This is a genomic window from Roseateles noduli (genome assembly GCF_050626985.1).
In the GTDB taxonomy this organism is placed as follows: Bacteria; Pseudomonadota; Gammaproteobacteria; order Burkholderiales; family Burkholderiaceae_C; genus Roseateles; species Roseateles noduli_A.
Window position 1 is genome coordinate 6172901 of sequence record NZ_CP192463.1, and the last position, 22398, is coordinate 6195298.

At 67.7% G+C, this 22398-nt stretch carries 23 protein-coding genes; 21 read left to right on the forward strand and 2 right to left on the reverse strand.

Annotation, left to right across the window (positions count from 1 at the left end):
• Positions 1-11: 11 nt before the first annotated feature.
• Positions 12-1136 (forward strand): MraY family glycosyltransferase, encoded by a 1125-nt coding sequence (locus ACQ4L4_RS26915; protein WP_431101857.1) that lies wholly within the window; start codon positions 12-14, stop codon positions 1134-1136.
• A gap of 74 nt (positions 1137-1210) precedes the next feature.
• Positions 1211-2779, forward strand: a complete 1569-nt coding sequence (locus ACQ4L4_RS26920) for a DEAD/DEAH box helicase (protein ID WP_431101858.1) — start codon at positions 1211-1213, stop codon at positions 2777-2779.
• A gap of 56 nt (positions 2780-2835) precedes the next feature.
• Here the strand turns inward: ACQ4L4_RS26920 and ACQ4L4_RS26925 are convergent, their stop codons facing one another.
• A complete protein-coding gene (locus ACQ4L4_RS26925; protein WP_431101859.1) occupies positions 2836-3627 on the reverse strand; it encodes an SAM-dependent methyltransferase in 792 nt (263 codons plus the stop codon).
• Between the two features lie 48 nt (positions 3628-3675).
• A complete protein-coding gene (locus tag ACQ4L4_RS26930) occupies positions 3676-4287 on the reverse strand; it encodes a Maf family nucleotide pyrophosphatase (RefSeq protein ID WP_431101860.1) in 612 nt (203 codons plus the stop codon).
• A 50-nt stretch (positions 4288-4337) separates the two neighbouring features.
• Here ACQ4L4_RS26930 and ACQ4L4_RS26935 point away from each other — a divergent pair, with 50 nt between their 5' ends.
• The 19 genes from ACQ4L4_RS26935 (at position 4338) to nagZ (ending at position 22302) form a co-directional block, all read left to right on the forward strand.
• Complete coding sequence (locus ACQ4L4_RS26935) at positions 4338-4901, forward strand: YceD family protein (protein ID WP_431101861.1); 564 nt, start codon at positions 4338-4340, stop codon at positions 4899-4901.
• A 287-nt stretch (positions 4902-5188) separates the two neighbouring features.
• Complete coding sequence (gene rpmF, locus ACQ4L4_RS26940; RefSeq protein ID WP_067065736.1) at positions 5189-5374, forward strand: 50S ribosomal protein L32; 186 nt, start codon at positions 5189-5191, stop codon at positions 5372-5374.
• 196 nt (positions 5375-5570) lie between these two features.
• Positions 5571-6704 carry a phosphate acyltransferase PlsX gene (gene plsX, locus ACQ4L4_RS26945; RefSeq protein WP_431101862.1) on the forward strand — a complete coding sequence of 378 codons (1134 nt, stop codon included), beginning with the start codon at positions 5571-5573 and terminating at the stop codon, positions 6702-6704.
• Positions 6701-7690, forward strand: a complete 990-nt coding sequence (locus ACQ4L4_RS26950) for a beta-ketoacyl-ACP synthase III (RefSeq protein ID WP_431101863.1) — start codon at positions 6701-6703, stop codon at positions 7688-7690. The genes plsX and ACQ4L4_RS26950 overlap by 4 nt, the downstream gene beginning before the upstream one ends.
• A gap of 125 nt (positions 7691-7815) precedes the next feature.
• Complete coding sequence (fabD, locus tag ACQ4L4_RS26955) at positions 7816-8757, forward strand: ACP S-malonyltransferase (protein WP_431101864.1); 942 nt, start codon at positions 7816-7818, stop codon at positions 8755-8757.
• A 41-nt stretch (positions 8758-8798) separates the two neighbouring features.
• Entirely contained in the window at positions 8799-9548 is a 750-nt protein-coding gene (gene fabG / locus ACQ4L4_RS26960) for a 3-oxoacyl-ACP reductase FabG (RefSeq protein ID WP_431101865.1), read from the forward strand.
• Positions 9549-9734: 186 nt separating this feature from the next.
• Positions 9735-9974, forward strand: coding sequence for an acyl carrier protein (gene acpP, locus ACQ4L4_RS26965; protein ID WP_058936430.1), 240 nt, complete (start codon positions 9735-9737; stop codon positions 9972-9974).
• A gap of 9 nt (positions 9975-9983) precedes the next feature.
• Positions 9984-11231: a beta-ketoacyl-ACP synthase II gene (gene fabF, locus ACQ4L4_RS26970; protein ID WP_431101866.1), complete on the forward strand. Its 1248-nt coding sequence runs from the start codon at positions 9984-9986 to the stop codon at positions 11229-11231.
• 60 nt (positions 11232-11291) lie between these two features.
• Positions 11292-11759: a hypothetical protein gene (locus ACQ4L4_RS26975; protein WP_431101867.1), complete on the forward strand. Its 468-nt coding sequence runs from the start codon at positions 11292-11294 to the stop codon at positions 11757-11759.
• A gap of 70 nt (positions 11760-11829) precedes the next feature.
• Positions 11830-13374, forward strand: a complete 1545-nt coding sequence (locus tag ACQ4L4_RS26980) for a DegQ family serine endoprotease (protein WP_431101868.1) — start codon at positions 11830-11832, stop codon at positions 13372-13374.
• 553 nt (positions 13375-13927) lie between these two features.
• Positions 13928-15736 (forward strand): translation elongation factor 4, encoded by a 1809-nt coding sequence (lepA, locus tag ACQ4L4_RS26985; protein ID WP_377157387.1) that lies wholly within the window; start codon positions 13928-13930, stop codon positions 15734-15736.
• 17 nt (positions 15737-15753) lie between these two features.
• Positions 15754-16725, forward strand: coding sequence for a signal peptidase I (gene lepB, locus ACQ4L4_RS26990; RefSeq protein WP_377157385.1), 972 nt, complete (start codon positions 15754-15756; stop codon positions 16723-16725).
• Between the two features lie 94 nt (positions 16726-16819).
• Entirely contained in the window at positions 16820-17176 is a 357-nt protein-coding gene (locus ACQ4L4_RS26995; RefSeq protein ID WP_431101869.1) for a DUF4845 domain-containing protein, read from the forward strand.
• Between the two features lie 33 nt (positions 17177-17209).
• Positions 17210-17917 carry a ribonuclease III gene (gene rnc / locus ACQ4L4_RS27000; RefSeq protein WP_377157381.1) on the forward strand — a complete coding sequence of 236 codons (708 nt, stop codon included), beginning with the start codon at positions 17210-17212 and terminating at the stop codon, positions 17915-17917.
• A gap of 274 nt (positions 17918-18191) precedes the next feature.
• Complete coding sequence (era, locus tag ACQ4L4_RS27005) at positions 18192-19085, forward strand: GTPase Era (RefSeq protein WP_377161555.1); 894 nt, start codon at positions 18192-18194, stop codon at positions 19083-19085.
• A 5-nt stretch (positions 19086-19090) separates the two neighbouring features.
• Positions 19091-19876 carry a DNA repair protein RecO gene (gene recO, locus ACQ4L4_RS27010; protein ID WP_431101870.1) on the forward strand — a complete coding sequence of 262 codons (786 nt, stop codon included), beginning with the start codon at positions 19091-19093 and terminating at the stop codon, positions 19874-19876.
• Positions 19873-20655: a pyridoxine 5'-phosphate synthase gene (locus ACQ4L4_RS27015; RefSeq protein WP_431101871.1), complete on the forward strand. Its 783-nt coding sequence runs from the start codon at positions 19873-19875 to the stop codon at positions 20653-20655. The genes recO and ACQ4L4_RS27015 overlap by 4 nt, the downstream gene beginning before the upstream one ends.
• 92 nt (positions 20656-20747) lie before the next feature.
• Complete coding sequence (acpS, locus tag ACQ4L4_RS27020; protein ID WP_088406275.1) at positions 20748-21143, forward strand: holo-ACP synthase; 396 nt, start codon at positions 20748-20750, stop codon at positions 21141-21143.
• 73 nt (positions 21144-21216) lie between these two features.
• The gene (gene nagZ / locus ACQ4L4_RS27025) at positions 21217-22302 is read left to right on the forward strand and encodes a beta-N-acetylhexosaminidase (RefSeq protein WP_431101872.1); all 1086 of its coding nucleotides are present in this window, start codon (positions 21217-21219) and stop codon (positions 22300-22302) included.
• Positions 22303-22398: the final 96 nt, after the last annotated feature.

Below are 22398 nucleotides of genomic sequence, written 5' to 3' on the forward strand. Positions count from 1 at the left end.
CACTGCCGCCCATGTTGTATTTGCTCATCCCGTTCGCGCTGGCGGCGGCGATCACGCTCTACGTGGTGCACTCGTCGACGGTGCATGGCCACCTGTCCGCGGACCACGACCTGTCCGGTCCGCAGAAGTTCCACGCCCGACCCGTGCCGCGCATCGGCGGGCTCGGGATCTTCGTGGGCCTGGCCGGCATGGTCGCGCTGGCCTATGTGCTGAAGCATCCACAGGCGAAGACCGGTCTGCTGTTGCTGATCTGCGGCCTGCCCGCCTTCGCCGCCGGCCTGATCGAGGACTTCACCAAGAAGGTCTCCCCGCGCGAGCGCCTGATCGCCACCGCGATCTCCGCCGGCTTGGGTTGCTGGCTGCTCCAGGCCATGATCTCGCGCACCGACATCCCCGGCCTCGACTTCATCGTCGGGACCACCGTCGGCGCGGTGATCATCACCATCTTCGTCGTCGCCGGCGTGGCCAACTCGGTCAACATCATCGACGGTTTCAACGGCCTGTCCTCGATGTGCGTCAGCCTGATGCTGCTGACCCTCGCCTACGTGGCCTACCAGGTCGGCGACACCGAACTCGCGCTCTGGGCGCTCGCGGGCGTCGGCGCCATCCTCGGCTTCTTTGTCTGGAACTATCCCGCCGGCCTGATCTTCCTGGGCGACGGCGGCGCGTACTTCATGGGCTTCTATCTGGCGGAGATCGCCATCCTGCTGATCCACCGCCACCCGCAGGTGTCGCCGTTGTTCGCGCTGATGGTGTGCATCTATCCGGTGTTCGAGACCGTCTTCTCCATCTATCGCCGCCGCTTCCTGCGCAACACCAGCCCGGGCGATCCGGACGGGATCCACCTGCACTCGCTGATCTACCGCCGCCTGATGCGCTGGGCGATTGGCGCACGCGACGCGCGCCTGATGACGCGCCGCAATTCGATGACGGCGCCCTATCTCTGGACGCTGTGCCTCTCGTCGCTGGCGCCGGCGCTGCTGTTCTGGGATTCGACGCCGATGATCGCCGCGTGCATGGTGCTGTTCGGGGTCGCGTACGTCGCGCTGTACTGGCGCATCGTACGATTCCGGACGCCGAAGTGGATGGTCTTCCGCGGCGACCAGCGCAAGCTCACTGATCGCTCCGCGCGGTGATTCCACAATGATCCGAGCGCGCAGATCGGTGGTTTCCCGGGGCTTTCAAGGGCTTGGAGGATAATCAGCCGCATATGACAGAAACCACCCCGACGCCAAACCCTCTTTTCGACACGCTGCCGCTGGACCCCAAGCTGTTGCGCGCCGTGTCCGATCAGGGCTACGCGACGATGACGCCCATCCAGGCCAAGGCGATCCCGATCGTCCTCGCCGGCCGCGATGTGATGGGCGCCGCGCAGACCGGCACCGGCAAGACCGCCGCGTTCTCGATCCCGCTGCTGCAGCGCATGCTCAAGCACGAGAACGCCTCGATGTCGCCCGCCCGCCACCCGGTGCGCGCGCTGGTGCTGGCGCCGACCCGCGAACTGGCCGACCAGGTCGCCAACAACGTCAAGGCCTACGCCAAGCACACGCAACTGCGCGTGGCCTGCGTCTTCGGCGGCATCGACATGAAGCCCCAGACGCTGCAGCTGAAGGGCGGCGTCGAGGTCCTGATCGCCACGCCGGGCCGCCTGCTCGACCACATCGAGGCCAAGAACGCCGTGCTGAACCACGTCGAGTACGTGGTGCTCGACGAGGCCGACCGGATGCTGGACATCGGCTTCCTGCCCGATCTGCAGCGCATCCTGAGCTACCTGCCCAAGGCGCGGCAGACGCTGCTGTTCTCGGCAACGTTCTCGCCCGAGATCAAGCGGCTGGCGCAGAGCTACCTGCAGGATCCGGAACTGGTGGAGGTCGCCCGCCCGAACGCGACGGCCTCGACCGTCGAACAGCGCTTCTTCAGCGTCGACGACGACGACAAGCGCGCCGCCGTCAAGCAGCTGCTGCGCCAGCGCGAGATCCGGCAGGCGATCGTGTTCGTGAACTCCAAGCTCGGCGCGGCGCGCCTGGCGCGTTCCTTCGAGCGCGACGGCCTGAGGACCGCTGCCCTGCACGGTGACAAGTCGCAGGACGAGCGCCTGAAGTCGCTGGACGCGTTCAAGCGCGGCGAGGTGGACCTGCTGGTCGCGACCGATGTGGCCGCCCGCGGCCTGGACATCGCCGATCTGCCGGCCGTCTTCAACTTCGACGTCCCGTTCAATGCCGAGGACTATGTGCATCGCATCGGTCGTACCGGCCGCGCGGGCGCATCGGGCCTTGCCTTCACGCTGGTGACCAAGGGCGACGCGCGCCTGGTCGGCGAGATCGAGAAGCTCATCAAGCGCAAGCTGGATCTGGAGCCGATCGAGCTCGAGGGCGAGCGCCGTCGCTTCGACGGTGATCGCGGCGAGCGTGGTGACCGCGCCCCGCGCGGCGAGCGCACCGAACGCCCGCCGCAAGGCGAGCGGACGGAACGAAGCCCGCAAGGCGAGGGCGGCGGGGAGCGTCGCGACTTCCGCCGCGAGCGCGAAGATCGGCGAGACGAGGCCTACGGATCGCATGGCTCGCACGCGCATGCACCGGCGCGTGCGCCGCGTCAGGCGTACGACCCGCTGTTCGACAAGCCTTACGAGGCCACCCAGGGCACCGATGTGCCGGCCTGGGAAAACGGCCCGGCCAATGGGCCGCGCGGCGCCCTGTCCTCCAACATCAAGCCGAAGAAGCGGGTGGCGGCGCTGTTCGGCGCCAAGCCGCCGCAGGTCACGGCCGACAGCGAGTCCTGATCGGCGAGTCCTGATCAGCGAGCCGTGATCGGCGAATCCTGATCGGTCCGTTCCGATCAGCGTGCGCCGAGGATCGCGAACACTGCCGGCACCTTTTCCGGCAGCGCCTTCGGCGCCTGACGCCATTGTTCGACCGTGGCCGTATGCGTCCACGCGTCCTTCAGGCTCAATCCGCAACTGACCGACAGCAGCGAGCCCGGCTTCAGTGCCGCCAGCAGCGCCTGCAGCAGCGCGCCGTTGCGATAAGGCGTCTCGATCATCAACTGCGTCTGCTGCTCGCGCGCCGAGAAGCTGTCCAGCGCCTTGATGCGCGCGGTGCGTTCGGCCCCGTCCAGCGGGAGATAACCGACGAAGGCGAAGCTCTGGCCGTTCAGTCCGCTGGCGGCGAGCGCCATCAGCAACGAGCTTGGCCCGGTCAGCGGCACGACCTGCACCTTCGCGGCGTGGGCCGCCGCGACCAGCTTCGCGCCCGGATCCGCCACGGCGGGCATGCCCGCCTCGGAGATCAGGCCGATGTCGTGACCGGACATCGCCGGTTCCAGCAGCGCCAGCCAGAGCTTCTCTTCGCTGGACGAGCTCGTCGCGGCGCCTGCCGCTGGGCCGCGGCCCTTGGGCGGGCGCGGCAGTTCCTCGATGTGCTGCTCCTGCAGCGGCACCGCCAGCGGATGGATCGCGCCGACGCGCTTGAGGAAGGCGCGCGTTGTCTTGGCGTTCTCGGCGGCCCAGTGCGTGATCGAGGCGGCGCGCACGAGCACCGCATCCGGAAGGACCTCGCGCAGGTCGACCTCCTGGCCGTTCATGCCGAAGTCGAGGGTGTTGGGGACGAGGAAGAGGCGGCCGCGGGTCATTGTTGTTCTCGGTGTTGTTCTCGGAAAAGCTGATTCAAGAAAACGGGTTCAGGGCAGCAGGCTCAGCACGTCCAGTCCGCCCCGACGCAGCAGTGTCGCGGTGCGGATGAGGGGCAGGCCGATCAGAGCGGTCGGGTCGTCGGAGTCGATCGCATCGAGCAGTGCGATGCCCAGGCCTTCGGCCTTGGCGCTGCCGGCGCAGTCGTAGGGTTGTTCGGCGCGGAGGTAGCGCTCGATGTCGGCGTCGCTCAGGTCGCGAAAGCGCACGCGCACTGGCGCGAGGTCTTCCGCGACAAAGCCCGTCGCCTCACAGACCACGGCCAGTGCCGTCTGGAACACGACGGTGCGACCGCGCATCGCGCGCAACTGCTCGACGGCGCGCTCATGCGTGCCCGGCTTGCCGAGCGGCTGGCCGTCCAGGTCCGCGACCTGGTCCGAGCCGATCACCAGCGCCTGCGGGAAACGCGCCGCCACCGCCCGAGCCTTGGCCAGGGCCAGGCGGCGCGCGAGGGCCTCCGGCGTTTCGCCCGACCGCGGGGTCTCGTCGACGTCGGGCGCTGCCGTCTCGAACGGCAGCCGCAGGCGCTCCAGCAACTCGCGCCGGTAGCGGGAGGTCGAGCCCAGGACGAGCGGACGAGCAGGCGGGGAAGCGGCGGTCATGGGCCGGGATTGTCCCATCGGGGCGGAGGCCGCTCGTACACTTGCGCCCCATGAAACCGCGTTCGTTCGATCCCTTGAAGCTCGATGTCGGAGTCTTTGCCCGCGAGGGCGGCACGCTGGAGGGCGAGTGGCCCGCGACCAGCCTGACGCGCCTGGCAGAAGCTGCCGCGCCCGAGTCCGATCCGGCCCAATGGCCGCCCGTGTCCTGGTCCACCCATGGCGAGTTGCGCACGCCCAAAGGCGGCGAGCCGCAGGCGTGGCTGGAGCTGACCGCCGAGGCGCAGGTCGCGGTGACCTGCCAGCGCTGCCTTCAGCCGGTGCGCGAAGATCTGGCGGTGTCGCGCTGGTTCCGCTTCGTCAAGGACGAGGACATGGCGGCGGAAATGGACATGGATTCGGACGACGACGTCCTGGCCCTGCCGCGCCACCTGGACCTGCGCGAGCTGATCGAGGACGAGCTGCTGCTGACCCTGCCGGTCGTGCCGCGCCACGAGGTGTGCCCGGAGCCGCTGCCGCACGCGAACGTCGAGGAAGACGAGGTGCCGGCGGAGGAGCGGCCGAATCCGTTCGCGGCGCTGGCGGCTTTGAAGAAGGGCTCCGGCGGCAAGGCTTGAGGCGCCCGGCGACGCAGGCGCCGCCTGGGCGTCATCGCTCCCGCAAGCATTTTCGGTACGCCGGAATTGCGAGCTCATCGGGGGCTGTGCTATAGTTTCCGGCTTTCCCGGATAGAAGTGCGTCCATGTGAACCAACGTGGGCGCGCGTCACCGGGACCGAGGCGTCGGTAGCGGAGCGTCCTCGTCGGGGAGCATCCCCGTCGGATCCGCGGCACAGCTCGAGTTCTCTCGAGAGCCCGAGCAACCTCGAATCACCAGCCAGCCGAAGCCTTTAGGAGAATCCATCATGGCCGTTCAGCAAAACAAGAAGTCCCCGTCGAAGCGTGGCATGCACCGCTCGCACAACGCCCTGGTCACCCCGGGCACCGCGATCGAGCCGACCACCGGTGAAGTGCATCTGCGTCACCACATCAGCCCCAACGGCTTCTATCGTGGCCGCAAGGTGCTGAAGACCAAGGCCGACGCCGCCTGATCGATTCGATCAGCCGGTCCGGAGGGCTCTCGCGGGCCTCCGCCTGGTCGCACAAGCAAGACAAGCCCGGTTCCGCATCACGCGTTGCCGGGCTTTCGCATTTCCGATCCTTCCTCCGGAAGGGTTCCCTTGTCGCGCACGCTTCTTGCGAGGTCGCTACAGTCGCACCTTCGACCGGTGTTCTTCTCAGGTTTCGATGACCGCAATTCCCGCCACCCGCTCATCGCCTTCCGCCGAGCCGCTCCGCCTGTCGGTGGACTGCATGGGAGGCGATCATGGCCCCGCCGTCACGCTCCCGGCGTGCCAGGCCTTCCTCGCTGCGCATCCGCAGGCGGAACTCGTGCTGGTCGGTCTGCCCGACGCCCTCAGGGCGGCTGAATCCTGGCCCCGCACCCGCATCGTCGCGGCCAGCGAGGTCGTCAGCATGGATGATCCCATCGAGGTCGCCCTGCGGCGCAAGAAGGATTCGTCGATGCGGGTGGCGCTCTCGCAGCTCAAGCCGGCCAAGGACGGCACACCCGCGCAGGCCCATGCCTGCGTTTCGGCGGGCAATACCGGCGCGCTGATGGCGGTCGCGAAGTACCTGCTGAAGACGCTCGAGGGCATCGATCGCCCGGCCATCGCCACCGTGATGCCCAACCAGATCGGCGGCTTCACCACGGTGCTGGACCTCGGTGCCAACGTCGATTGCGGCCCGGAACACCTGCTGCAGTTCGCGGTGATGGGCAGCGCGCTGGTGTCGGCGGTGGATGGCAAGGAGAACCCGACGGTCGGCCTGCTGAACATCGGCGAGGAAATGATCAAGGGCAACGAGACGATCAAGCGCGCCGGCGAACTGCTGCGCGAGGCCGCCTCGCATGACCAGTTGAATTTCCACGGCAACGTGGAAGGCAACGACATCTTCAAGGGCACGACGGACATCGTCGTGTGCGACGGTTTCGTCGGGAACGTGGCGCTGAAGACGGCCGAAGGCCTGGCCAGCATGATCTCCAGTTTCATCAAGGCGGAGTTCACCCGCAGCTGGTGGACGAAGGCGATCGCGCTGCTGGCGATGCCGGTGCTGCAGCGGTTCAAGAACCGCGTCGACCATCGCCGCTTCAACGGTGCCGCGCTGCTCGGGCTGCGCGGCCTGGTCTTCAAGAGCCACGGTTCGGCCGATGCCTTCGCTTTCGAGCAGGCATTGAACCGGGCGTATGATGCGGCCCGCAACCGGCTCCTAGACCGGGTTCACGATCGCATCGTCGCGACGCTGCAGGCGCTACCCGTGCCTGCCAATGAGGAGGGCGGCGATGCAGGAGACACGGCGGCCGCCGCCGCCCACGCTGCATGACCACTGCTTCCACGCGCCACGCCCGCATCCTCGGTACGGGCAGCTACCTGCCCGCGAACCGCGTCACCAATTCGGCCCTGGCGGAACGCCTGGCCCGCGACGGGATCGAGACCTCCCATGACTGGATCGTCGAACGGACCGGCATCCATGCCCGTCACTTCGCCGATCCGCACGTCACCTCCAGCGACTTAGCCCTGCCGGCTTCGCTCGCCGCGCTCGAATCCGCCGGCGTGCGCGCCGAGGAGATCGACCTGATCATCGTCGCCACGTCCACGCCGGACATGGTGTTCCCCTCGACCGCCTGCCTGCTGCAGCAGAAGCTCGGCATCCACGGCTGCGCCGCCTTCGACGTGCAGGCCGTGTGCTCGGGCTTCGTCTACGCGCTGACGGTGGCCGATTCGATGATCAAGACCGGCGCCGCGACGAAGGCGCTGGTGGTCGGCGCCGAGGTGTTCTCGCGCATCCTCGACTTCAAGGACCGCACGACCTGCGTGCTGTTCGGCGACGGCGCCGGCGCCGTGGTGGTCGGTGCCAGCGACGAGCCCGGCATCCTCGCCAGCGAGCTGCACGCCGACGGCCGCCACGTCGACATCCTCTGCACGCCGGGCACCGTGTCCGGCGGTGAAGTCCTGGGCCATCCGCTGCTGAAGATGGACGGCCAGGCGGTGTTCAAGCTGGCGGTCGGCGTGCTGGAGAAGGTCGCTCGCTCGGTCCTCGACAAGGCCGGACGCACCGATGCCGACATCGACTGGCTGATCCCGCACCAGGCCAACATCCGCATCATGCAGGGCACGGCCAAGAAGCTGAAGATGCCGCTGGACAAGCTGATCGCGACCGTCGACGAGCACGGCAACACGTCCGCCGCGTCGATTCCGCTGGCTTTCGACGTCGCGGTGCGCGCCGGCAAGATCAAGCGCGGCGACACGGTGATGCTGGAAGGCGTCGGCGGTGGCTTCACCTGGGGCGCGGTGCTGCTGGACTTCTGATTCCCGAAGCCGTTCCGGCGCCGGATCGTGGTGGCCGGATCCGCTCGCGCAACGGCGGCACCCGAGGTGCCGCGCTGCTGTCACGCGCGCTTCTCCCTCCTCGTAGATAGTCTCGGACTCGAACCATGAGCAAGAACTTCGCAATCGTCTTTCCCGGCCAGGGCTCGCAGTCGGTCGGCATGCTGGACGCCTGGGGCGATCATCCGGAAATCGCCCGCACCTTGGCGGAGGCTTCGGCCGCGCTGGGCGAAGACATCGGCGCATTGATCAAGAACGGTCCGAAGGAACAGCTGGATCTGACGACCAACACCCAGCCGGTGATGCTGACCGCCGGCATCGCCTGCTACCGCGCCTGGATGGCCGAGACCGGCCTGGTGCCCGCCGCCGCCGCCGGCCACTCGCTGGGCGAGTACACGGCGCTGGTCGCCGCGGGCGCGCTGAGCCTGGCCGACGCGTTGCCGCTGGTGCGCTTCCGCGCCCAGGCGATGCAGGAGGCCGTGCCCGTGGGGACCGGCGCCATGTCGGCCATCCTGGGCCTGGACGCCGCGGTGGTCCGCGAGGTCTGCCAGAAGATCGCCGCCGAATCGGGCGAGGTCGTCGAGGCCGTCAACTTCAACGACCCGAAGCAGACGGTGATCGCCGGCTCGAAGGCCGGCGTGGAGAAGGCCAACGAGGCCCTCAAGGCCGCCGGCGCGAAGCGCGCGCTGCCGCTGCCGGTGTCGGCGCCGTTCCATTCCAGCCTGATGAAGCCGGCCGCCGAGCGCCTGCGCGAGAAGCTCGCGGCGGTGCCGTTCCAGTCCGCCGCCTTCCCCGTGATCAACAACATCGACGTCGCCGTGACCGACGACGCCCAGGCGCTGCGCGATGCGCTGTTCCGCCAGGCCTTCGGCCCGGTGCGCTGGGTCGAGGTCGTGCAGGCGCTCAAGGCGCGCGGCCTGACGACCGTCATCGAATGCGGCCCCGGCAAGGTGCTGGCCGGCATGGCCAAGCGCATCGATGCCGACCTGGTCAGCGCCACGGTGCTGGACCCGGCTTCGCTGGCCGAAGCCAAGGCGCTGCTGGCCTGAGCCGGCGTCTTCCTCTTTCCGAATCCCTTCCGAGGTTTCCCATGTCCGACAACAAGCCCGACAACAAGCACGTGGCGCTGGTGACCGGCGCCAGCCGTGGCATCGGCCGCGCGATCGCGCTGACGCTGGCCCAGAAGGGCTTCGTCGTGATTGGCACCGCGACCAGCGACTCCGGCGCCCAGGCCATCACTGAAGCGCTGGCGCCGCACGGCGGTCGTGGCGCGGTCCTGAACGTCAACGACGGCGCGGCGCTCGACGCGCTGATCGATTCGATCGTCAAGCAGGACGGCGGCATCCAGGTGCTGGTCAACAACGCCGGCATCACGAAGGACATGCTGTCCATGCGCATGAAGGACGAGGACTGGGACGCCGTCCTGGACACCAACCTGAAGGCCGTGTTCCGCGCCAGCCGCGCCGTGATGCGCCCGATGATGAAGCAGCGCTACGGCCGCATCATCAACATCACCTCGGTGGTGGGCGCGTCCGGCAATGCCGGCCAGGCCAACTACGCGGCCGCCAAGGCCGGCGTCGCGGGCATGACGCGTGCCCTGGCCCGTGAGCTCGGCAGCCGCTCGGTCACCGTCAACTGCGTGGCTCCCGGCTTCATCGCCACGGACATGACCGAGGTGCTGCCCGAGGCGCAGAAGACCGCGCTGCTGGCCCAGATCCCGGCCGGCCGCCTGGGCGATCCGGCCGAGATCGCCCATGCCGTGGCGTTCCTGGCTTCCCCGGAGGCCGGCTACATCACGGGCGTGGAGCTGCACGTCAACGGCGGCATGTACATGAATTGAGGTGGACGCCGCCCCCAGTGGGCGGGCCACCCACCGGATTCACCCGGCCGGTGTAGGGCTGATAGAGTGCGAGCGCGCGCCGTATCCATCGTGGAAGACGCGCCTCGGGAGGTCCGACTAGGGGCGCCACTCTAAGGCCTTAGAATCCCGGGTTGTTCTAGCAAACCACCCCCTCCTGGAGGAGTCATGAGCGATATCGAAGCACGTGTCAAGAAAATCATCGCCGAGCAGCTCGGCGTGCCCGAAGCCGATGTGACCAATGAAAAGGCCTTCGTCGCCGATCTGGGCGCTGATTCTCTGGACACCGTGGAACTGGTGATGGCCCTCGAAGACGAGTTCGGCATCGAGATCCCGGACGAAGAGGCCGAGAAGATCACCACCGTGCAGCTGGCCATCGACTACGCGGTCAAGCACCAGAAGGCGTAAGCAAGCAGCATGAGCCGTCGTCGCGTCGTCGTCACCGGACTCGGCCTGATCTCGCCCGTGGGCAACACGGTCGAGCAGGGCTGGGCCAACATCGTGGCCGGTCGGTCCGGCATCGACACCATCACCCGTTTCGATGCCAGCGTCTTGTCTTGCCACTTCGCGGGCGAGGTCAAGGACTTCAAGGTGGATGAGTACATCCCCGCGAAGGAAGCCCGGCACATGGACACGTTCATCCATTACGGGCTGGCCGCCTCGCTGCAGGCGGTCCGCGACGCGGGTCTGCCCACCGGCGACGCGCTGAGCCCGGAACTGGCGGAGCGCATCGGCGTGCTCGTCGGCTCGGGCATCGGTGGTCTGCCGATGATCGAGGAGACCCACGCGGAACTGACCAATCGCGGCCCGCGCCGCATCAGTCCGTTCTTCGTGCCAGCCTCGATCATCAACATGATCTCGGGCCACGTCTCGATCCAGTGCGGCTTCAAGGGCCCGAACCTGGCCATCGTGACGGCGTGCACGACGGGTCTGCACAGCATCGGCACGGCCGGTCGCATGATCGAGGCGGGCGACGCCGACGTCATGGTCGCGGGCGGTTCGGAGTCGACGGTGTCGCCGCTGGGCGTCGGCGGTTTCGCCGCGGCCCGCGCGCTGTCCACCCGCAACGACGACCCCAAGACCGCGTCCCGTCCCTGGGACAAGGATCGCGACGGCTTCGTGCTGGGTGAGGGGGCCGGCGTGCTGGTGCTCGAAGAGTACGAACACGCCAAGAAGCGCGGCGCCAAGATCTATGCGGAGCTGGTCGGCTTCGGCATGAGCGCGGACGCGTATCACATGACCGCGCCCGACGTGGACGGCCCGACGCGCTCGATGCGCAACGCGCTGCGCAATGCCGGGCTGAACGCGGACCAGATCCAGTACATGAACGCGCACGGCACGTCCACGCCGCTGGGCGACGCGAACGAGACCAACGCGATCAAGCAGGCCTTCGGCGCGCATGCGAAGAACGGCCTGGTGGTGTCGTCGACCAAGTCGATGACCGGTCACCTGCTGGGCGGCGCGGGCGGCATCGAGTCCGTCTTCACCGTCAAGGCGCTGCACGATCAGGTCGCTCCGCCGACGATCAACATCTTCAACCAGGATCCCGAGTGCGACCTGGACTACTGCGCCAACGAGGCGCGGAAGATGCCGATCGAGTACGCCGCGAAGAACAACTTCGGTTTCGGCGGTACGAACGGGACGCTGATCTTCAAGCGGGTCTGATCGCCTGCGCTGCTGATCGCCTCGAGCGCTCAAGCACAAACACGAGAAGGACGGCGACCCATGACGCCGGACCGATCGACATCACGCCGGGCAACTGCCCGGCGTTTTTCATTGGCGGACGATCCGCGCTGGGTGCGCGTGCAGCGCGCGACGCTGTGCGGCGGCGTGGCCGCGGCGCTTGTCGCGGTGGCGCTTCACGCGGGCGTCGCCGACGGCATCGGGCCGTGGCTCGGGCTTCTGCTCGCGAGCCTGGCGGGCGCCGCACTGCCGGTCCGCGTGCCGAGCCGGGCCGTGTTGCGCTGGGACGGCGCGCAATGGTGGTGGCAACGTACGGGAGAGCCGCTTGCCATCACGCCGGACGTCGTCATCGACTTCGAACAGTGGATGCTGCTGCGGCTGAATGCCGCGATCGACGCTGAAGGCGTTCGCGGTCGCAAGCCGCCGGAGCGCTGGATCGCACTGTCGCGCAGCGCGCACGAAGCGCAATGGGCGCCGCTGCGCCTCCACCTGTTCCTCGCTGCAGGCTGACACCATGTCCTTGTTGAAATCCGGGCATGATGTGGGCCTTTCGTTTTTGCATCGCCACCTGCGAGTGTTCATGCTCAATTCCGACCGCACCTGTTCTCCTCGACGTCTTGCCCTGGCGCTCGCCGGTGCCGCCCTCCTGAGCGCCTCGCTCGGCGCGGCCGCGCAGACGGCGGCCAAGCCCGCCGCGCCCGCGACGCCGGTGGCCCCTGTCGCCGGTTCGGTGCCGGTCGCCGCGCCCGAGCTGGCGCGTGCGCTGCCGGACTTCAGCGCCCTGGTCGAACAGGCCGGTCCTGCCGTCGTCAACATCCGGACGTCGGAGAAGGTCAAGGTCGCCAACGCGCAGATCGACGAGCAGATGCGCGAACTGCTGCGCCGCTTCGGGATCCCCGTGCCGCCGCAGCGTCGCACGCCGCCGGGAGCCGCTCCCGCGCCCGCGCCGACCCCGGACGACGACGATGATGACGACGCGCCGCAACGTCGCGGGCTGGGTTCCGGTTTCGTGATCGGCGCTGACGGCTTCGTGATGACCAACGCGCACGTCGTCGACGATGCCGACGAGGTGACGGTCACGCTGACGGACAAGCGCGAGTTCAAGGCCAAGGTGATCGGCCTGGACCGCCGCACGGACGTGGCCGTGCTCAAGATCGAGGCCAGCAACCTGCCGATGCTGCGCATGGGCGACGTCGGCAAGCTCAAGGTCGGCGAGTGGGTGATGGCCATCGGTTCACCGTTCGGCTTCGACAACACGGTGACGGCCGGCATCGTCAGCGCCAAGGCGCGCGACACCGGCGACCTGCTGCCGCTGATCCAGACCGACGTCGCGATCAACCCGGGCAACTCCGGCGGTCCGCTGCTGAACCTGCGCGGCGAGGTGGTGGGCATCAACTCGCAGATCTACAGCCAGTCGGGCGGATTCATGGGCATCTCGTTCGCGATCCCGATCGACGAGGCGATGCGCGTGGCCGACCAACTGCGCGCCGGCGGCCGCGTGACGCGCGGCATGCTGGGGGTCTATCCGGACGACGTCAGCAAGGAAGTCGCCGAGGCCATCGGCCTGGGCAAGCCGCAAGGCGCGTTGATCAGCCGCATCACGCCGGCGGGCCCTGGCGAGAAGGCCGGCCTCCAGCTCGGCGATGTGATCACGAAGTTCGACGGCAAGACCGTGGAGAAGGCGGTCGACCTGCGCCGTCTGGCCGCGGCGACCAAGCCGGGCACCAAGGTGCCGCTGCAGGTGTTCCGCCGGGGCGCCTACAAGGACCTGAGCGCGACGCTCGATGCGTTGCCCGACGACCGCGCGGCCACGACCCCGGAGGCGGAGGCGCCCGCCGCGACCGGCGCGTCGGCCTGGGGTCTGACGGTGAGCGAGTTGACCGACGCGCAGCGCAAGGAGCTCAAGGTCGATGGCGGCCTGCGCATCGACACCGTCGACGGTCCCGCCGCACGGGCAGGCCTGAAGACCGGCGACGTCATCCTCTCGGCCAACAACGCCGAGGTGAAGACGGTCAAGCAGTTCCAGGCGGCGCTGGCGAAGCTCGAGAAGGGCAAGTCGCTCCAGATGCTGGTGCGCCGGGGCGAGGTCGCCACCTACGTCGTGCTGAAGCCGGGCAAGGGCTGAGGCGCTTGCCGTCAACCCACCGCCGGCATGGGGCTTTCCACAATACGGAAAATCCAGCCGGCGGCCGGTGATCCGGTGCACAACTGGACGTCGGTTGGTGCTTGCTAACGGATGTGACCAAGGCGGGGTATTGGTGCCCCGCTCCGCTACAATCGAGCCGCGTTCGGCCAGCTTTGTCGCTGTTCCGACGGTGAATCGGAAGGCATCATTTTGATGGGCTCAGCGATCCACAGGATGTCCTCAAGTTTTGTGGATAACCTGTGTACAAAATCGCTGTTGGCGAAGGGCAACGCGCGAGAAGCTCGCATCCATGCGGTTTCCAGGGCGGTGCTTTTGGCTACAATGAAAGCCCAACAAGCAGTTGCCATACGTTTTGTTGGAAGGCGCGTCACCGTTTAGACGTGCCTTTTTTTTATGTCCCGTTCAGGTCCTGCGAAGGGCCCTGCATCACCGCCTCGATCGACCGTCCCAGCATGTTCAGCATGCATCAGCGTGCGCCGCTCGAGCGTCGCTGAGAAGTGGCGGACGAACCGCGCGGTCTCCGTCCGAGTCCATGAACCACATCCGCAATTTCTCCATCATTGCCCACATCGACCACGGCAAGAGCACGTTGGCCGACCGGATCATCCAACGCTGCGGCGGGCTGTCGGATCGGGAGATGGAAGCGCAGGTGCTGGACTCGATGGACATCGAGCGCGAGCGCGGCATCACGATCAAGGCGCAGACCGCCGCGCTGCAGTACAAGGCGCGCGACGGTCAGGTCTACAACCTGAACCTGATCGACACCCCGGGCCACGTCGACTTCTCGTATGAAGTGAGCAGATCGCTGTCGGCGTGCGAAGGCGCGCTGCTGGTGGTCGACGCCAGCCAGGGCGTCGAGGCGCAGACCGTGGCCAACTGCTACACCGCGCTGGAGCTCGGCGTCGAAGTCGTCCCGGTGCTGAACAAGATGGACCTGCCGTCGGCCAACCCGGACGGCGCGAAGGCGGAGATCGAGGAAGTCATCGGCATCGACGCCACCGATGCGATCCCGTGCTCGGCCAAGACCGGCATGGGCATCGACGAGATCCTGGAGGCGGTCATCACCCGCATGCCGCCGCCCCAGGGCACGGTCGAGGCGCCGCTGCGCGCGATGATCATCGACTCCTGGTTCGACAACTACGTCGGCGTGGTGATGCTGGTCCGCGTGGTGGACGGCACGCTGAAGAAGAACGAACGCATCCGCATGATGGCGACGAACGCCATCTATCCGGCCGAGCACCTGGGCGTGTTCACGCCCAAGTCGGAGAACCGCGACCAGCTCAACGCGGGCGAGGTCGGCTTCATCATCGCCGGCATCAAGGAGCTGTCCGCGGCGAAGGTGGGCGACACCATCACGCTGGAAAAGAAGCTCCCCAACAACCTGGGTCCGGCCACCGAGGCGCTGCCCGGTTTCAAGGAGATCCAGCCCCAGGTCTTCGCGGGCCTGTATCCGACCGAAGCCAGCGAGTACGACCAGCTGCGCGACGCGCTGGAGAAGCTCAAGCTCAACGACGCGTCGCTGCGCTTCGAGCCGGAAGTGTCCCAGGCGCTGGGCTTCGGCTTCCGCTGCGGCTTCCTCGGCCTGCTGCACATGGAGATCGTGCAGGAGCGCCTGGAGCGCGAGTTCGACCAGGACCTGATCACGACCGCGCCCAGCGTGGTGTACGAGGTCCAACTGGGCGACGGCACGGTGATCGAGGTGGAGAACCCCTCGAAGATGCCGGAGCAGAGCAAGATCGCCGAGATCCGCGAGCCGATCGTGACGGTCCACCTGTACATGCCGCAGGAGTACGTCGGCGCGGTGATGACGCTGGCCAACCAGAAGCGCGGCGTGCAGCTGAACATGGCCTACCACGGCCGGCAGGTGATGCTGACCTACGAGATCCCGCTGGCGGAGATCGTGCTGGACTTCTTCGACAAGCTGAAGTCGGTCTCGCGCGGTTATGCGTCGATGGACTACGAGTTCAAGGAATACCGCGCGTCCGACGTCGTGAAGGTGGACATGCTGATCAACGGCGACCGCATCGACGCGCTGTCGCTGATCGTGCACCGGGCCCAGTCCCAGTACCGCGGTCGCCAGGTGGCCGCCAAGATGCGCGAGATCATCCCGCGCCAGATGTACGACGTGGCCATCCAGGCGGCCATCGGCGCCAACATCATCTCGCGCGAGAACATCAAGGCCCTGCGCAAGAACGTGCTGGCAAAATGCTATGGCGGTGACATCAGCCGCAAGCGCAAGCTGCTGGAGAAGCAGAAGGCCGGCAAGAAGCGCATGAAGCAAATCGGTTCGGTGGAGGTGCCGCAAGAAGCCTTCCTGGCCATCCTCCAAGTCGAAGAATAAGTCTCCGCATGAAAGCCATGAGCGCACTGACCGGGTTGCTGTACGTGACCCTGATCGCCTACCTGGGCGGCTGGTACCAGGGCTACTGGAACGGCAACTTCTCCCTGCTGCTGCTGATCCTGACCACGGTGACGCTGGCGTACTGGCTGGCCGAGCGCTTCCACTTCCAGCCCTCGCGGGAACGCGCGGCGGAGCGGCTGGCCAAGAACGACGAACAGCGCCGCGCCTCGCTGGCCGCGCAGGGCATCCAGCGCGTCGACGGCGACGTCGAAGGCGCCCGCGAGGAGATCCTGCGCCAGCCCTGGTGGCTGGACTGGACCGCCGGCCTGTTCCCGGTGATCCTGATCGTCTTCCTGCTGCGCTCGTTCATGTTCGAGCCGTTCAAGATCCCGTCCGGCTCGATGGTGCCGACGCTGCTGATCGGCGACCTGATCCTGGTGAACAAGTTCCACTACGGCGTGAGACTGCCGGTGATCAACAAGAAGATCATCAGCAACAACGACGTGAAGCGCGGCGACGTGGTCGTGTTCCGCTACCCGCAGAACCCCAGCATCGACTACATCAAGCGGGCGGTCGGCCTGCCGGGCGACGAGATCGCCTACCTGAACCAGAAGCTGTACGTGAACGGCAAGCAGGTCGAGACGGTCGCGCAGGGCGAGTTCTTCGACGAGGATCCGAACTCGATGCGCTTCCGTTCGCGCTATACCGAGAAGCTGGGCGAGGTCGAGCACCAGATCCTGGTGGACGCGCAGCCGCAGGGACGCATCGGGAAGCTGTACGACTTCCCCTACAACGAGAACTGCAAGTACACGCTGGAAGGCGTGACCTGCAAGGTGCCGGCCGGCCACTACTTCATGATGGGCGACAACCGCGACAACTCGCAGGATTCGCGCTTCTGGGGGTTCGTGCCGGATGAGAACATCGTGGGCCGCGCCTTCGTGGTCTGGATGAACTTCGGCAGCCTGAAGCGCATCGGCGGCATCCAGTAAGACCCGCCGACACACCGGCTGACACATCGATTCACGGATTGACGGCCAACGATCGACTACGCTGTTCCAACAACAACCACCGGAGTGACACGTGATGAGGGCACGGAAGATTCAACGGGGCATCAGCCTGCTGGGACTGCTGTTCTGGGCGGTCATCATCGGCGGCGGGTCGGTGATCCTGCTGCGCGTCGTACCGACGGTGATGGAGTACTACACGATCCAGCGCGCGATCGACAAGATCGCCAAGGACGGCCCGTCGACCGTGCCCGCGGCGCGCGATTCGTTCGAGCGCACCAAGCAGATCGAGTATTCGATCGTCAGCATCGAGCCCAAGGACCTGATCATCACCAAGGTCGACGACAAGGTGAAGATCAGCTTCGCCTACGACAAGGAAGTGCCCTTGTTCGGCCCGGTGTTCCTGGTGATCAAGTACAAAGGCGAGTCACGCTGACCGCACGGCCCACCGCTTCCCTGACCACCGTCCATGACACCGCAAGCGCTTGACGCCCTCCAGCAACGCCTCGGCTACCGCTTCAAGCAGCCGGGCCTGCTGCAGCGCGCGCTGACGCATCGCAGCTTCGGCCAGCAGCACAACGAGCGGCTGGAATTCCTGGGCGATGCGGTGCTCAACCTGACGGTGTCTTCGCTGCTGTTCGACCGCTTCGCCGGCTCCGACGAAGGCGACCTGACCCGCATCCGCGCGCACCTGGTGCGCGAGGACAGCCTGCATCGGCTCGCGCTGCTGCTGCAGATGCCGGAAGCGCTGCGGATGAGCGAGGGCGAGGCCCGTGGCGGCGGCGGCCAGCGGCCGTCCATCCTGGCGGACGCGCTGGAGGCCGTGATCGGCGCCGCGTTCCTGGACGGCGGCTACGAGGCCGCGCGCGAGATCGTGCGCGGGCTGCTGGGCGAGACGATCGCCGCGAGCGGCATCGAGCAGTGGGCGAAGGATTCGAAGACGGCGCTGCAGGAATGGCTGCAGGCGCGCAAGCTGCCGGTGCCGTCCTACCGCATCGCCGAGACGCGGGGCCAGGCCCACGCGCAGACTTTCACCGTCGAATGCGAAGTGGCCGCGCTGACGCTGTCGCGCCGCGGCGAGGGCCGCTCGCGCCGGATCGCAGAGCAGGAGGCGGCCCGGCAGGTGCTGGACGAACTGCTCGCCGGCGATCGGCCCGGTACCGGCCTGCGCGACTGACGCGGAGCCCGCGATGAACGCACCGACCACTCCGAGGACGCCGAAGCCGACGTCCTCGTCTGATTCCGTTTCTGCTTCTTCCCTTTCCGATTCCCCTGTTTCCGAGGACCCTGATCTGAACGCCCCGCACGACCCCGCCACGCCGCACGACCCCGAGACCCCGCTGGGCCACGACGCCGACGCCATCGCCCCCGACGACGATGGCGACGTGCACGACGAGCACGAGGACGATGAAGGCGGCGAGCTGTCCCCGGTCCAGGGCGGCATCGGCGCGATGCCGTACGAGGGCGACCTGCGCTGCGGCCTGATCGCGATCGTCGGCCGGCCCAACGTCGGCAAGTCGACGCTGCTGAACGCGCTGGTCGGGCAGAAGGTCTCGATCACCTCGAAGAAGGCGCAGACCACCCGCCACCGCATCACCGGCGTGCGCACCGTCGACGAGGCGCAGTTCGTCTTCGTCGACACGCCCGGCTTCCAGACGAAACACAGCAGCGCGCTGAACCGCAACCTGAACCGCACGGTGCAGGGCGTGCTGGCGGACGTGGACCTGGTGCTGTTCGTCGTCGAGGCTGGCCGCTTCGGCCTGGACGACGCGAAGGTGCTGTCGCTGCTGCCGCAGAACAAGCCGGTCGTGCTGGTCGCCAACAAGCTGGACGCGGTGACGCGCCGCGCCGAGATGATGCCCTGGCTCAAGAGCATGCAGGAGCGCCGCAACTTCACCGAGTTCGTGCCCCTGTCGGCGAAGAAGGACTCGGACGTGCAGCGCCTGTTCCAGATCCTCAAGCCCTACCTGCCGAACCAGGAATGGTTCTACGAGGAAGACGCGCTGACCGACCGCAGCGAGAAGTTCATGGCCGCGGAGATGATCCGCGAGAAGCTCTTCCGCCTGACCGGCGACGAACTGCCCTACGAAGCGACGGTGATCATCGATCGCTGGGAAGAGGAGGGCAACCTGCGCCGCATCGCCGCGACCATCGTGGTCGAGCGCGACGCCCAGAAGGGCATGATCATCGGCCAGGGCGGCGAGCGCCTGAAGCGCATCGGCTCCGAGACCCGTCAGGAGCTCGAGAAGCTGTGGGACGCGCGCGTGTTCCTCGAGCTCTGGGTGAAGGTCCGGTCCGGCTGGGCCGATTCCGAAGAACACTTGAGAAGCTACGGCTACGAGTGAGGCCCATGGCCACCCGCGCCACCAAGCCGCCCGCGACGCAGGCGGCTTTTGTTTTGCACCATTACGACTGGAGCGAGACCAGCCTCGTGCTGGACCTGTTCAGCCGCGAGCACGGCCGGCTGGCGGTGGTCGCGAAGGGCGCGAAGCGGCCGTACTCGCAGCTGAGATCGGTGCTGCTGCCCTTCCTGCGGCTGCAGGTGACGCTGTCCAAGCCGTCGAAGATGAACGAGGACGGCGCGGCCGAGGTCCAGTCGCTGCGCGGCGCGGAGTGGGTCGGCGGGCAGACGCTGCCCAGCGGGGCCGCGTTGTTCAGCGGCTATTACGTGAACGAGCTGCTGATGAAGTTCCTGCCGCGGCAGGACGCGCAGCCGGAGCTCTTCGACGCCTACGCGGCGCTGCTGCCGCAACTTCGGTCGGTGGACGATGCGCATGCCGCGCTGCGGGCCTTCGAACTGAAGATGCTGTCCATCTGCGGCCTGCTGCCCGACCTGAGCGTGCTGTCCACGACGCAGGCGTCGCTCGATCCGGAACGGCTCTACTTGCTCGCACCGGAATCCGGCGTGATCGTTCCCACGCATGACGCGACGCCTCAGGCCAGTCTCACCGGGCAGGCCTTCATCCAGCTCCAGGCGGCGCTGCTGCACGGCAGCCAGGCGGCGCTGCAGCAGGCCTGCGAACTCGCGGGGCCGGCGCTGAAGCCGCTGTCGCGCGCATTGCTTCACTATCATCTCGGGCATCGTCCATTGAGGACGCGGCAAGTGCTGCTCGACGTCCAGAAGCTGCTCACATGAATCCGCTGATCGCTCCCGAATCCGGCCGACACGACGCGCGATGCGCGCTGTCGGTCAACGTCAACAAGGTCGCGCTGCTGCGCAACACCCGCCACCTGGGCATCCCCAGCGTGACGCGCGCGGCGCGGCTGTGCCTGGAGGCTGGAGCGCAGGGCATCACGGTGCATCCGCGACCCGACGCGCGGCACATCCGCGCCGAGGACGTGCGTGAGCTCGCCACGCTGATGAAGGCCTGGCCGCAGGCCGAGTACAACATCGAGGGCAACCCGACGCAGAACCTGATGGACTTCATCCGCGAGCTGAGGCCGCATCAGGCGACCTTCGTGCCGGACAGCGAGGACCAGTTCACCTCGGACCACGGCTGGAACCTGCCGGCCGACGCCGAACGCCTGCGTCCGATGATCGCGGAATGCAAGTCGCTGGGCGTGCGGGTGAGCCTGTTCATGGACCCGCTGCCGGAGGCGATGGCGCACGTGGCCGCGCTGGGCGCGGACCGCATCGAGCTCTACACCGAGACCTGGGCGAGCGCCTTCGGCACGCCGCGCGAGGCCGAGGTGGTCGCGGCCTTCGCCGCCGCGGCGCGCGCGGCGCTGGCGCAAGGGGTGGGCATCAACGCCGGCCATGACCTGAACCGCGACAACCTGACGCGCTTCCTGCGCGAGGTGCCGGGCGTGGCGGAGGTCTCGATCGGCCACGCGCTGATCGCGGACGCGCTGGAGCTTGGCTACACCGAGGCGGTGCGCGACTACCAGCGCTGCATCCAGCGCGCGTACGTCTGATTGCACTTCCGCACCAGACGCCCACACAACGCCCATACAACGCCCACACAGCGGGCACGAAGCGCGTACGCGCTGCGCATGAAAGGCTCGCGATGATCTACGGCATCGGCACGGACGTCTGCGACATCCGGCGCATCCGGGAGACCTTCCAACGGCGCGGCGTGCGTTTCGCCGAGAAGGTGCTGGGTCCGCACGAGATCGAGGTGTTCCGCGAGCGGTACGCCAAGGTCGAGGCGCGGGGCATCGCCTACCTGGCGACGCGGTTCTCGGCCAAGGAGGCGTTCTCGAAGGCGATCGGCATGGGCATGCGGATGCCGATGACGTGGCGCGCCTGCGAGATCGTCAAGGCGCGCAGCGGCAAGCCGGGCATCCAGCTGCACGGCGCGCTGGCCGAGTGGTTCGAGGCCAAGGGGCTGAGCGCGCACGTCAGCGTGAGCGACGAGACCGACTATGCGACGGCGTTCGTCGTCGTCGAGACCCGGGATTGATGCCGGCGATATCTGAACGCGCCTGAACACGCGACGACGCGTGACCAACGAGAGACAACGAAAGAGACAGTCAATGACCGAGCACTTGCATTCGCCCGTGATCCTGGACATCGCCGGCACGACGCTGACCGCGGACGACCGCCGCCGGCTGGCCCATCCGCTGACGGGCGGGATGATCCTGTTCGCGCGCCACTTCGAGAACCGCGCGCAGCTGACCGCGCTGTGCGCGGAGGCGAAGGCGATCCGCCCCGATCTGCTGATCGCGGTGGACCAGGAAGGCGGCCGCGTCCAGCGCTTCCGCACGGACGGCTTCACGGCGCTGCCGGCGATGCGCGCGCTCGGCGAGCTGTGGATGGATGACGCGATGCGGGCGATCCAGGCGGCGACGGCGACGGGCCTCGTGCTCGCGCTGGAGCTGCGGGCCTGCGGCGTCGACATGAGCTTCGCGCCGGTGCTGGACCTGGACCATCAGGACGCGGGTCGGCAGTCGATCAGCCCGGTGATCGGATCGCGCAGCTTCCACAGCGATCCGCGCGTGGTGAGCCTGCTGGCGCAGAGCCTGATGCAAGGCCTGGCACTGGCGGGCATGGCGAGCTGCGGCAAGCACTTCCCGGGACATGGGGCGGTGAGCGTCGATTCGCACGTGGGCGTGCCGGTGGACACGCGGTCGTTGAAGGCGATCCTGGCGGAGGACGTGCGGCCCTTCGAATGGCTGAGCCTGAGCCTGTCGGCGGTGATGCCGGCGCACGTGATCTACCGCAAGGTGGACAGCCGGCCGGCGGGTTTCAGCCAGCGCTGGCTGCAGGACATCCTGCGCGACCGCCTGGGCTTCGCCGGCGCGGTGTTCAGCGACGACCTCGGCATGGCCGCGGCGCGCGTGATCGAAGGCCGCCCGGTGGGTTACGCGGAGGCGGCGCTCGCGGCGCTGGGCGCGGGCTGCGATCTGGTGCTGCTGTGCAACCAGAGCCAGGAGCAGGGCGGCCGCGCGATCGACGAGCTGCTCGACGGCCTGACCGACGCGCAGGCGAAGGGCTCGTGGGCCCCGGCGATCGACAGCGAGGCCCGCCGCGCGGCGCTGGTGCCGCAGTCGGCCCCGCTGACGTGGGATGAGCTGATGCTGGCGCCGCGGTATCTCGAGGCGCTGGCGCGCTTGCCTTGATTCGCGTCGACGTGCCGCTCAGCGGCAGTTGACCGAGCGGATGGTCATCACGGCGCCGGGTTCCTTGCGCATGATGGAAGTCGAAGGTCATTTCGT